Source organism: Ruegeria sediminis (assembly GCF_005938215.1).
Taxonomy (GTDB): Bacteria; Pseudomonadota; Alphaproteobacteria; order Rhodobacterales; family Rhodobacteraceae; genus Ruegeria; species Ruegeria sediminis.
The window spans coordinates 162,405-174,290 of record NZ_VCPD01000004.1; the positions used below are offsets into that span (position 1 = coordinate 162,405).

Below are 11,886 nucleotides of genomic sequence, written 5' to 3' on the forward strand. Positions count from 1 at the left end.
CGCGAGGAAATGGCAAAAACAATGAGTGGACAAAAAGCTGTGACACCGTCGGCCGAGAGCCTCGCCGCCTCGGTCAAGGCCGCGAAACCCAGGGGCCTGCCGCCGGTCCATCTGTGGAACCCGCCCTTCTGCGGCGATCTGGACATGCGGATCGCGCGGGACGGCACCTGGTTCTACCTCGGCACGCCGATCACCCGGTTCGAGATGGTCAGGCTGTTCTCGTCGATCCTCAAGAAGGAAGAAGGCCGGTATTTCCTTGTCACGCCGGTGGAAAAGGTGGGCATCACGGTCGAGGACGCCCCCTTCGTCGCCGTCGATTTCGATGTCTCCGGCGCGGGCGAGGCGCAGGTGCTCGAGTTCCGGACCCATGTGGGCGACACCGCCGTCGCCGGCCCCGAGCACCCGATCCGCGTTGTTCGCGATCCGGAAACAGGCGAGCCCTCGCCCTACATACTGGTTCGCGCCGGGCTCGAGGCGCTGATCGACCGCAAAAGCTTCTACCGCCTCGTGGATCTCGGCATGCATCACGACGGCTGGTTCGGGGTCTGGTCCTCGGGCGCGTTCTTTCCGATCATCCCGTCCGACGAGATGGCGGCGGATTAGACCGACGCCGTCGTCCTAGGCATTCTCCATCCGCGCCGACGGCGTCGACATCGAAATTTCCCGCTCTTCCTCTGTCATCTCCTCGGGGATCTGGTCGAACAGCGGCGTGGACAGGTACCGCTCGCCGGTATCCGGCAGCATCACCAGCATGACCGACCCTTCCGGCGCGGTCTCGGCCACCTGCATCGCGACGGCAAAGGTCGAACCGCCCGATATGCCGGTGAAGATCCCTTCCTCGGCGGCCAGCCGCCGCGACCAGGCCATGCCCTCGGGCCCCGGCACCGGGATCAGCTCGTCGTAATAGGACCGGTCCAGCGCCTCCTGCAGCACGTAGGGAATGAAATCGGGCGTCCAGCCCTGGATCGGGTGCGGTTCGAAGGTGGGATGGCTCTCGGTCGGCTGATGCGCCGCGTTGCGGGTATTGACATAGCCCGAGGACACGATGGCCGCATTCGCCGGTTCGGTCAGGATGATCTTGGTTTCGGGCCGCTCCTTGCGCAGCACCCGCCCGACGCCCGAGATTGTGCCGCCGGTGCCGTAGCCGGTCACCCAATAGTCCAGCCGCTCGCCGTCGAAATCGTTCAGGATCTCCTGCGCGGTGGTGCTTTCGTGGATGTCCGCGTTGTCCGGCGTTTCGAACTGGCTGGCGAGGAACCAGCCGTTCGTCTCGGCAAGCTCCTTGGCCTTGGTGTACATGCCAAAGCCTTTCAGCACCTTCGGCGTCAGGATCACCTTGGCGCCGAGAAAGCGCATCAGCCGCCGCCGCTCGACCGAAAAGCTTTCGGCCATGGTGACCACCAGCGGATAGCCCTTGGCGGCGCAGACCATGGCCAGACCGATGCCGGTGTTGCCCGAGGTCGCCTCGACGACGGTCTGGCCGGGTTTCAGGCGCCCGTCGCGCTCGGCCGCCTCGATGATGTTCAGCGCCAGTCGGTCCTTCACCGATCCGGCCGGGTTGAACGCCTCGAACTTGACGTAGACCGTGACATGCTTGGGCGCGATCCGGTTGATGCGGATGACGGGCGTGTCGCCCACCGTTTCCAGCACGTTGTCAAAGCGGCGTCCACGGCCGCGCGTCCGTCGTATTCCCATGATGTCCCCCAGGCTCCGGTTTGCGTTTTTGCGTTCGCCCAGCCTAAACCGGAACACCTGGACCGTTCCACCCGGTTTCGCGATGCGCGTCCCCGGCTTACCTGAGCGCCTCCCCCGTCCATTGCCTTCGGCCCCGTTCCCTGCGATATCCCGGCAGCGGACCAACGCCCGAGACCCGATGCCCCGATTTGCCGCCAATCTTTCGCTTCTGTTCACCGAACTGCCCTATCTCGACCGGTTCGAGGCGGCGGCCAGGGCCGGGTTCGGCGCGGTCGAGATCCTGTTTCCCTACGATCTCGCCGCCGAGGAAACCCGCCGCGCCCTGCTGGCCAACGGCCTGGAGCTGGTGCTGATCAACGCGCCGCCGCCGGACCAGGCGGGCGGAACGCCGGGCTATGCCGCGATCCCGGGCGCCGAGGACAGGTTCCGCGCAGACCTCCGCCGCGTCCTGCACTATGCCGAGGTGCTGCGGCCCGGGCTGATCCACCTGATGGCCGGCTACGTCTCTGGCGACGAGGCGGCCGAAACCTTCGTGCGCAACCTGCGATGGGCGGCCGATGCCGCCCCGGACCGGCGTTTCACCATCGAACCGCTGAACCCGATGTCGCAGCCCGGGTATTTCCTGAACGACTACGGCCTTGCCGCCGAAATCCTCGACCGCGTGAACCGGCCCAATGTCGGGCTGCAATATGACAGTTTCCACGCCCAGATGATCCACGGCGACGCGCTGGCGGTCTGGCAGCGGTTTCAAGCAAGCGCCTTCCACGCCCAGATCGGCGCCGCCCCGGACCGGTCCGAACCGGGCCGCGGCCCGACCGATTTCAGGGCGCTGTTCGCGGCGATGGACAAATCCGGCTACGACGGTTGGGTCAGCGCCGAATACACGCCCTCGACCGACCGCACCGAGGCGTCTCTGCACTGGATGACAGCCTGATGTGCGCCGACGCACTGGACTTCACATCAGGAAAAACAAATATGACGCTGCGACCCTGAACCAGGAAGGTGCCCATGAATCCCGCCCGATTTGCCCCCATTCTGTTCGGCTTCCTCGTCTCGGGGCTGATGTCCTGCCTCGTCTCCCTGGTCGCCACCCTCAGAACCTCCGGCTTGACCGCCGAGACCTCGACCAAGTGGATGGAGGCCTGGACCACCAGCTGGCCGGTGGCCTTCGCGGCGATCCTGGTGGTGGCGCCCGCCGTGCGGCGGCTGGTCGCCCGTCTGGTCAGGTCCGAGGCCTAGTGCCCCGGCGCTAATGCGCCTCGGCCCAGTTGGCGCCCTGCCCGGCATCCACGGTCAGCTTCACGTCCAGCTTCACCGCCGGATCCGCGGCGCCTTCCATGACCTCACGCGCCGCCGCGATCGTGTCGTCCACTGCGTACTCCGCCACTTCGAACAGCAACTCGTCATGCACCTGCAGCAGCATCCTTGCGGGCAGGCCCTCGATCGCCTTGGGCATCCGCACCATCGCGCGCCGGATCACGTCCGCCGCGGTTCCCTGGATCGGCGCGTTGATCGCCGCGCGCTTGGCAAAGCCCGCATGGGGGCCCTTGGCGTTGATCTCGGGCGTGTGGATCTTGCGGCCGAACAGCGTCTGCACATGCCCGTGTTCCTTGGCAAAGGCGATGGTGTCGTCCATGTAGCGCCGGATGCCCGGGAAACGCTCGAAGTACCGGTCGATGAACCCCTGCGCCTCGGCCCGCGGAATCCGCAGGTTGCGCGCCAGGCCGAAACCGGAAATGCCGTAGATCACCCCGAAATTGATCGCCTTGGCCTGGCGCCGGATCTCGGGCGTCATCTCGTCCAGCGGCACGTCGAACATTTCGCTGGCCGTCATGGCGTGAATGTCCAGACCGTCCGAAAACGCCTGTTTCAGAGCCGCAATGTCGGCGATATGGGCCAGGATCCGCAACTCGATCTGCGAATAGTCGAGGCTGACCAGCACATTCCCCGGCTCGGCGATGAAGGCCTCGCGGATGCGGCGGCCCTCTTCGGTGCGCACGGGGATGTTCTGCAGGTTCGGATCGGTCGAGGCCAGCCGCCCGGTATTGGCCCCGGTGATCGCGTAAGAGGTATGCACCCGGCCCGTGTCCGGGTTGATATGGGTCTGCAGCGCATCCGTGTAGGTCGATTTCAGCTTGGATAGCTGCCGCCAGTCCAGTACCCGGCGCGGCAGTTCATGCTCGGTCGCCAGGTCCTCCAGCACGTCCGCCCCGGTCGAGTATTTGCCGGTCTTGCCCTTCTTGCCGCCCTCCAGCCCCATCTTGTCGAACAGGATCTCGCCCAGCTGCGCCGGGGAACCCACGTTGAAGTTCTCCCCCGCCAGTTCGTGGATCTCGGCCTCCAGCCCCGCCATCTTCTGCGCAAAGGCGTTCGACATGCGCGACAGCACGTCGCGATCCACCTTGACGCCGTGCATCTCCATCTCGGCCAGCACCGGCACCAGCGGCCGTTCCAGCGTCTCGTAGACGGTCGTCACCCGCGCCCTGTGCAGCTGCGGCTTGAACAGCTGCCACAACCGCAGGGTGACGTCGGCATCCTCGGCGGCATAGGCCGTGGCCTCGTCGATCGCCACCTTGTCGAAGGTGATCGCCGATTTCCCCGACCCCAACAGCGGCTTGATCGGGATCGGCGTATGGCCAAGGTAGCGTTCCGACAGCGTGTCCATGCCGTGCCCGTGCTCGCCGCCATGCATGGCATAGGACATCAGCATCGTGTCGTCGATCGGCGCCACGGCGACCCCGTGCCGGGCAAAGATCTTGGCGTCGTATTTCATGTTCTGCCCGATCTTCAGGATCGACGGATCCTCCAGCACCGGCTTCAGCAGCGTCAGCGCCTCGTCCAGCGGCATCTGCCCCTCGGCCAGCGCGTCCGAGCCGAACAGGTCGTCGCTCGCCCCCTGCCGATGGGTCAGCGGGATGTAGCAGGCTTCGCCCGGCTCCACACACAGCGAGATACCCACCAGATCCGCGATCATCTCGTTCAGGCCGGTGGTCTCGGTATCGACCGCCACCCAGCCGCGCTCGCGGATCCGGTCGATCCACGCCTGCAACGCCTGGCCATCCCGGACGCATTCGTATTTCGACGCGTCGAACGGCACGTCCTCGGCCTGCTCCTGCGCCTGCTCGGGCGCCGGCGTATCCGGGATCACCGGCGCCTCGACGCCCAGCCTGTCCGCGATCCGCTTGGAAAGCGTGCGGAACTCCATCTCGGCCAGAAACGCCATCAGCCGCTCGGGCACGACGTCGCGGATCTCCAGATCGTCCAGCGTGAAATCCAGCGGCATGGCGGTGTCCAGCGCGACCAGCCGTTTCGACAGCTCGATCTGGTCGCGCATGTCGATCAGCGTCTGGCGCCGTTTCGGCTGCTTGATCTCGTCGGCGCGGTCCAGCAGCGTCTCAAGGTCGCCGAATTCGTTGATCAGCAGCGCCGCGGTCTTGATCCCGATGCCGGGCGCGCCGGGCACGTTGTCGACGCTGTCGCCCGCCAGCGCCTGCACATCGACCACGCGCTCGGGAAAGACGCCGAACTTCTCGAACACCCCGTCGCGGTCGATGCGCCTGTTCTTCATCGCGTCCAGCATCTCGACGCCGTCGCCCACCAGCTGCATCAGGTCCTTGTCGGAACTGACGATGGTCACCCGCCCGCCCGCGTCCCGCGCCTGGCAGGCCAGCGTGGCGATGATGTCGTCGGCCTCGTAGCCCTCGATCTCCTTGCAGGCGATGTTGAACGCCTCGGTCGCCTGGCGCGTCAGCGGGATCTGCGGCCGCAGGTCCTCGGGCATCGCCTCGCGGTTGGCCTTGTACTGGTCGTAAAGATCGTTGCGGAACGTGTGGCTGCCCTTGTCGAAGATCACCGCCAGATGGGTCGGCGCGTCGGCCCCGTGATCGCCGTCCACATAGCGTTGCAGCATGTTGCAGAACCCCGACACCGCCCCGATCGGCAGCCCGTCCGATTTCCGCGTCAGCGGCGGCAGCGCGTGATAGGCGCGGAAGATGAAGGCCGAGCCGTCGATCAGATGCAGATGGCAACCCTTGCCGAAAGTCGTGGTCATCGCGCGCCCCTTCCCGTTCAGTCCGAAACCACTAATGGCACGGGCGCGGCGACGGAACCACCCGCCGCCACGGCCATAGGCTTCATCTTTTCAAAAATACTCGCGGCCCGACGCGGGCCACGGGCGCTCAGGCCGCCGCCTCGCGCCCCTTCAGCACGTATTTGCAATCGCAATAGGGGCATTCGACCCAGCCCAGCTCCTCGGGGATCTGCAGCCAGACCCTCGGATGACCCAGCGCGCCTTCGCCGCCGTCGCAGGCGATGCGGCTTTTCTCGACGATCTTGGTTTCCGGCGCTTCGATGGTCATCGCTGGCGGTCCTTCCTCAGTTGTCGGCCTCGCGGGCATGCGTTAGGTGCGTTTATGAGCGATGCGCACAGCAGGGGCAAGAGCCGCAAATGACCGAAGCAGCGATCCGGATCGAAGGTCTGCGAAAAACCTACCGCGGCGGGCGGGGCCAGCCTGAGAAACACGCGCTCAAGGGCATCGACCTGACGGTGCCGCGCGGCTCGGTCTTCGGCCTGCTTGGGCCGAACGGGGCCGGCAAATCGACCCTGATCAACATTCTCGCCGGCCTCGTGGTGAAAAGCGCCGGCACGGTCGAGATCTGGGGCTTCGACCAGGATCAAAGCCCGCGCCCGTCCCGCGCCGCCATCGGCGTGATGCCGCAGGAGCTGAACTTGGATCCGTTCTTCACGCCGCGCGGCGCCTTGGAGGTGCAGGCGGGGCTCTACGGCGTGCCCAAGGCCGAGCGGCGCAGCGGCGAGATCCTCGAACTGGTCGGCCTCAGCGACAAGGCCGAGGCCTATGCCCGCACCCTCTCGGGCGGCATGCGGCGGCGGCTGCTGCTGGCAAAGGCGCTGGTGCATCACCCCAAGGTGCTGGTGCTGGACGAACCAACGGCGGGCGTGGACATCGAGTTGCGCCAGATGCTCTGGGCCAACGTGCGCCGGCTGAACGAACAGGGCATGACCATCATCCTGACCACCCACTACCTGGAAGAGGCGCAGGAGATGTGCGACGAGATCGCCATCATCAACCAGGGCGAGCTGGTGGCACAGGACAGCACCGCCAACCTGCTCGGGCGGCTCGACAGCCGGACGATGGTCATCACCCCCGACGCCGAGGTGGCCGCGCTGCCGCAGGCCGAGGGCGTGCAGGCGCAGCTGCGCCCGGACGGAACCCTGGTGCTGCAGTATCACGGCCACCAGACCAGCGCCGAACAGGTGCTCGAGGCGGTCCGGCAGGCCAATATCCGCATCCGCGACGTGCGCACCGAAGAGGCCGATCTCGAGGACGTGTTCCTGGCCCTGACCGCCAGCCGGGCCGAGGATCCGCCCGCCGACGACCATGACCGGCCGCGCCGCGGGATGCACCGGGTCAAACTCTGACCGCGCTCAGCCCCGGTCGATCCGCGCCTGGTAGCAGTTGTTGCGCGCCGACCGGACGTGGATGTAGGCGACTTCGGGCCGCGCAAATATCTCCCCCACCGCCGCGCCCATCCGGTCGGAGGCAACGACCGCGCCAGTGCCGTAGACGATGCGGTCGGTCGCGCCATACCCCTTGATCAGGTAATCCGGCGACGAGGTCAGCACCTCGGGAATCTCCGCGCCCTCATGCCGCTCGCAGGGATCGGCGCACAGGAAGATCGGCCCGGTTTCGGCATAGGGTTGCGGCTCTGAAAAAGGGCGATGGGCCAGAATCAGCATCTCCGCGCCCTCGGGAATGTGGCGCAGGCAATGGCGGCAGGGATTGCCGCCGCCATCGGAAAGGGCGCGTTCGGGCGGGTTGCCATAGGCGTCGGGCCGGCCGGCCTGATAGCCGCGCACCTCGTCCGTGGGCAGGGCGGTGATCTTGTACATGGGGTGCCTCCTTCTTTGCCGTCGAACATGCGTGCGCCGGCGGACCGAAGCGACCCGTTTCCTGCGCAATGCGGGAGGCTCCGGTCGCGCCGGGGATGCGCCGGGCCGAACGCCGACCGCGCCCATCGGCAGCCATACCCGTGCCGCGCCGGCTACCCGGTGATGACCAAGGACGATGTTCCAAACCTGACGCCCCGTCCGCCTGACGGCACAGGCCCCTTCACCAACCACAAGGGGCCATTCGCTGCGCCGCCCTTTAAGGGCTGGCCTGCGGGGCCAAGCTGCCCGCGAAACGACATCGGTCGTCCATGTCTAGCCGGGTTTTCGCGCAATCGCTGTTGCAAATGCCTGATACCCGTAAAGCGATCCGTTTTGGGCACGTCGGTGATGTTCTGCGACCAAGGCGTCGGCCAGTTCTTTTCCTATGTCCCCGCGCTCGTACATCTGCTGACACGTCACATCCACCCAGGGGAGCATTTGTTCCGGGTTGTTGACGACGCGACTCTCGACGCCGAAGCGGGCAACTGAAAAACCGACATCCGAGATAAGCGATCGCATCTTGGCCACGATGAATGGGTCGGTTACGAATTCGCGAACGAATTCTTTCGCGCATATGTCCAGTGGATCATTGGGAAAGGCGCTGAAGGTTGCTTTCGAAAAATCTGCGTCGCACACAATCAGGGTGCCACCCGGCTTTAGTACCCTGAACGCTTCGACAATCAGTTCTTTCGGGTTTTCTACGTGGGTCAGAACGGTGTGCATGACAACAGCATCAATAGACCCGCTGTCCAACGGCAGGCTCGCTCCGTCAGCGACCAAGAACTCCAAGTTCGGGTAGCCTTTCCCCCTGTCCTTTGCTTCGGCAACGAACCCTTTTGACGGCTCGAAGCCGATTACTTTCGAGGCACTGGAATGGGCGGCTATTCGCCGTGTGACGGCACCCGCTCCTGCTCCGACCTCGATAACTGTGCTGTGTTCCGAAAGACTTAGTGCTGCCAGGTATGAAGCGACGATTTCCTCCATTTTGGGGTCGGATTGCCTCTCATCCATCGAGTCCGCGAACAACTTGATAAACTCTGGGCCTGCTGAATCTACGTCCTGAAATGGGTCCGCCACTATGGTTCTCCGTCGCGCTGTTTTGCAAACCATAGCACGAATTGAGATGCCCGATGAATCGGTCGAGTTCGGACCCCAACCGGGATTTCGCCGCGCTCGACCTTGCGACCCGTTTCCTGCGTAAAGACGGGAAGGACTCGAAGTGAGAACAAAACGTGAATATAATGCCGACTCGCCATGTATGCCGAACTGTCGATCACCTCGAACTTCACCTTCCTCACCGGGGCCTCCCACCCCGAGGAATACATGGAGCGCGCCGTCACCCTGGGCCTGCCCGCCATCGCCATCGCCGATGACAATTCGGTGGCCGGGATCGTGCGCGCCCACACGCAGGGACGCGAGATCGCCCGCAAGGTGCGCGAGCGCCTGGCGTGGGAGGAACGCAACGCGCCGATCGGCCCGGCCCGCCCGGATCACATCGCCCAGCCGCCCTCCTACCCGATCCGCGCGGTGCCCCGGCTGATCCCGGCGGCGAGGCTGGTCTTCACCGACGCCCCGCCCGTCACCGCCCTGCCGCTGAACCGGCAGGGCTGGGCCAGCCTCTGCCGCCTGCTCTCCACCGGCCGCCTGCGCGCCGGCAAGGGTGACTGCATCCTGCAGCTGGCGGACCTGCTGGAGTTTTCCGACGGCCTCCACCTGCTGCTCTGGCCACAGGCGCAGCGGTCTGCGGGCGGCGCGGGCGGATGGGGGCCACGGGCGGACCAGCTGACGCGCCGCTTTGCCGGGCGGATGCACCTGCTGCTGCATCCCCGCTACGACGGCGCGGATCCGGCGTATTTTGCCTTGCTAGAGACTGAATCCCGCCGGCTCGGCATCCCCACGCTCGCCAGCGCCGCGCCGCTCATGCATCACGGGGGCCGCCGCAAGCTGGCCGATGTGCTGACCGCCATCCGCCTGCGCCGCAAGGTGGACGACCTGGGCCGCAACGCGCTGGCCAACGGCGAACAGCGCCTGCGCTCCGGGGCCGAGATGCTGCGCATCTTCAAGGGCCACGAAGACGCCGTCGCCCGCGCCCACGCGCTCAGCGAAACGCTCACCTTCTCGCTCGACGAGCTGCGCTACGAATATCCCAGCGAGGTCAGCGGAACCGAAACCCCGTCCGAACGCCTGCGCCGGCTGGCGCAGGAGGGGCTGGCCTGGCGCTACCCCGCCGGCGCGCCCGACAGGGTGCGGTCCATGCTGGCCCATGAACTGGCGCTGATCGGCAAGCTGAAATACGAACCCTACTTCCTGACCGTCCGCGACATCGTCGCCTTTGCGCGATCCCGCCACATCCTCTGCCAGGGGCGCGGCTCGGCGGCCAATTCGGTGGTCTGCTACTGCCTGGGCATCACCTCGGTCAGCCCGGAAATGGGCACCATGGTCTTCGAACGGTTCGTCTCCGAGGCCCGCGACGAGCCGCCCGACATCGACGTCGATTTCGAGCACGAACGCCGCGAAGAGGTGATCCAGCACATCTACGAACGCTACGGCCGCCACCGCGCCGGCCTCTGCGCCACCGTGGTCCATTACCGCGGCAAGCGCGCCATCCGCGAGGTGGGCCGCGCCATGGGCCTGACCGAAGACACCATCAGCGCGCTTTCCTCGCAGCTCTGGGGCTTCTTCTCGGCCCGGGGGCTCGAGGCGCAGCGGATGCGCGAGATCGGCCTCGACCCCGAGGACCGCCGCCTGAAACAGACCATGGCGCTGGTCTACGAGATCAACGGCTTCCCCCGCCACCTCAGCCAGCATGTCGGCGGCTTCATCGTCACCGAGGGGCGGCTCGACGAGCTGGTCCCCATCGAGAACGCCACCATGGAGGACCGCACCGTCATCTGCTGGGACAAGGACGACATCGACTCGCTTGGCATCCTCAAGGTCGACGTGCTGTCGCTCGGCATGCTCACCTGCATCCGCAAGGCCTTCGACCTGATCGACCGGCACCACGACACCACCTACACGCTGGCCACCCTGCCGCCCGAGGATCCGGCCGTCTACGACATGCTCTGCAAGGCGGATTCCGTCGGCGTCTTCCAGGTGGAAAGCCGGGCGCAGATGAACTTCCTGCCCCGGATGCGCCCGCGCAATTTCTACGACCTGGTGATCGAGGTCGCCATCATCCGCCCCGGCCCCATCCAGGGCGACATGGTGCATCCCTACATCCGCCGCCGCAACGGCGAGGAAAAGGTCGAGTTTCCCTCGGACGAGCTGGGCGAGGTGCTGGGCAAGACGCTGGGCGTGCCGCTGTTCCAGGAACAGGCGATGCAGATCGCCATCGTCGGCGCGGGCTTCACCCCGGAACAGGCCGACCGCCTGCGCCGCTCGCTGGCGACCTTCAAGAAACACGGCAACGTCAGCGAATTCCGCTCGCTGTTCCTGCGCGGCATGAAGCGCAACGGCTATGACGACGACTTCGCCGAGCGGTGCTTTTCCCAGATCGAGGGCTTCGGCTCCTACGGTTTCCCCGAAAGCCACGCCGCGTCCTTCGCGCTGCTGGTCTATGCCTCGGCCTGGATCAAGTGCCACCATCCCGGCATCTTCGCCTGCGCGCTGCTGAATTCGCAGCCGATGGGCTTCTACGCGCCCGCCCAGATCGTGCGCGACGCCCGCGCGCACGGGGTGCAGGTGCGGCCGGTCTGCATCAATGCCAGCTACTGGGACAACGTGATGGAACCCGACGGCCGCGGCGGGCTGGCCCTGCGCCTGGGGTTCCGGCAGATCAAGGGGCTGGGCGAAGAGGATGCCGGCTGGCTGACGGCGGCGCGCGGCAACGGCTATCAGGCGGTCGAGGATGTCTGGCGCCGCGCCGGCCTGGGACCCGCGGTGATCGAGCGGCTGGCCGAGGCCGACGCCTTCGCCGCCTGCGGCCTCAACCGGCGCGAGGCGCTCTGGGCCGCCAAGGCCATCGCCACCGCCAGGCCCCTGCCGCTGTTCGCGCAGGACCTTGAGGGCGAGGCGCTGGCCGAGCCCGCGGCCTTCCTGCCGCGGATGAGCCTGGGCGAAGAGGTGGTCGAGGACTACGTCGCCCTGCGCCTCAGCCTCAAGGCCCACCCCGTCGCACTGCTGCGCCCCCTGCTGACGCCGGGGGCGGCGGTGGCGGGATGAGGTCTGGAGCGGTCATTGGATTTGGGTAGGCGTCACAGCGGCGGCGAAGGGCGGGTTTGAGCCCAAAGTGCCCAATGCTG

General features: G+C 66.3%; 10 protein-coding genes. 5 read left to right on the plus strand and 5 right to left on the minus strand.

Annotated elements, in window-relative coordinates:
* Positions 1 to 21 precede the first annotated feature (21 nt).
* On the plus strand, positions 22 to 603 hold the full coding sequence (locus FGK63_RS12300) for a DUF1285 domain-containing protein (protein WP_138842633.1): 582 nt from the start codon (positions 22 to 24) through the stop codon (positions 601 to 603).
* A gap of 15 nt (positions 604 to 618) precedes the next feature.
* Here FGK63_RS12300 and cysK read toward each other — a convergent pair whose 3' ends face one another.
* Complete coding sequence (cysK, locus tag FGK63_RS12305) at positions 619 to 1,695, minus strand: cysteine synthase A (protein WP_138842635.1); 1,077 nt, start codon at positions 1,693 to 1,695, stop codon at positions 619 to 621.
* Between the two features lie 178 nt (positions 1,696 to 1,873).
* Between cysK and FGK63_RS12310 the strand changes: the two genes are divergently transcribed.
* Both FGK63_RS12310 and FGK63_RS12315 read left to right on the plus strand, forming a co-directional pair.
* Complete coding sequence (locus FGK63_RS12310; protein WP_138842636.1) at positions 1,874 to 2,629, plus strand: hydroxypyruvate isomerase family protein; 756 nt, start codon at positions 1,874 to 1,876, stop codon at positions 2,627 to 2,629.
* A 74-nt stretch (positions 2,630 to 2,703) separates the two neighbouring features.
* Positions 2,704 to 2,934, plus strand: coding sequence for a DUF2798 domain-containing protein (locus tag FGK63_RS12315; RefSeq protein WP_138842638.1), 231 nt, complete (start codon positions 2,704 to 2,706; stop codon positions 2,932 to 2,934).
* Positions 2,935 to 2,944: 10 nt separating this feature from the next.
* On the opposite strand, the gene polA is transcribed toward FGK63_RS12315, so the two are convergent.
* Both polA and FGK63_RS12325 read right to left on the minus strand, forming a co-directional pair.
* Positions 2,945 to 5,746 (minus strand): DNA polymerase I, encoded by a 2,802-nt coding sequence (gene polA, locus FGK63_RS12320; RefSeq protein ID WP_138842640.1) that lies wholly within the window; start codon positions 5,744 to 5,746, stop codon positions 2,945 to 2,947.
* A gap of 127 nt (positions 5,747 to 5,873) precedes the next feature.
* Positions 5,874 to 6,053 (minus strand): zinc-finger domain-containing protein, encoded by a 180-nt coding sequence (locus FGK63_RS12325; RefSeq protein WP_138842642.1) that lies wholly within the window; start codon positions 6,051 to 6,053, stop codon positions 5,874 to 5,876.
* Between the two features lie 89 nt (positions 6,054 to 6,142).
* Here FGK63_RS12325 and FGK63_RS12330 point away from each other — a divergent pair, with 89 nt between their 5' ends.
* On the plus strand, positions 6,143 to 7,135 hold the full coding sequence (locus FGK63_RS12330) for an ABC transporter ATP-binding protein (RefSeq protein ID WP_138842644.1): 993 nt from the start codon (positions 6,143 to 6,145) through the stop codon (positions 7,133 to 7,135).
* Between the two features lie 6 nt (positions 7,136 to 7,141).
* On the opposite strand, the gene FGK63_RS12335 is transcribed toward FGK63_RS12330, so the two are convergent.
* Together FGK63_RS12335 and FGK63_RS12340 are read right to left on the minus strand one after the other, a co-directional pair.
* On the minus strand, positions 7,142 to 7,606 hold the full coding sequence (locus FGK63_RS12335) for a DUF1203 domain-containing protein (RefSeq protein ID WP_138842646.1): 465 nt from the start codon (positions 7,604 to 7,606) through the stop codon (positions 7,142 to 7,144).
* 312 nt (positions 7,607 to 7,918) lie between these two features.
* Positions 7,919 to 8,722: a class I SAM-dependent methyltransferase gene (locus tag FGK63_RS12340; protein WP_171052636.1), complete on the minus strand. Its 804-nt coding sequence runs from the start codon at positions 8,720 to 8,722 to the stop codon at positions 7,919 to 7,921.
* A gap of 177 nt (positions 8,723 to 8,899) precedes the next feature.
* Between FGK63_RS12340 and FGK63_RS12345 the strand changes: the two genes are divergently transcribed.
* The gene (locus tag FGK63_RS12345; protein ID WP_138842650.1) at positions 8,900 to 11,806 is read left to right on the plus strand and encodes an error-prone DNA polymerase; all 2,907 of its coding nucleotides are present in this window, start codon (positions 8,900 to 8,902) and stop codon (positions 11,804 to 11,806) included.
* Positions 11,807 to 11,886: the final 80 nt, after the last annotated feature.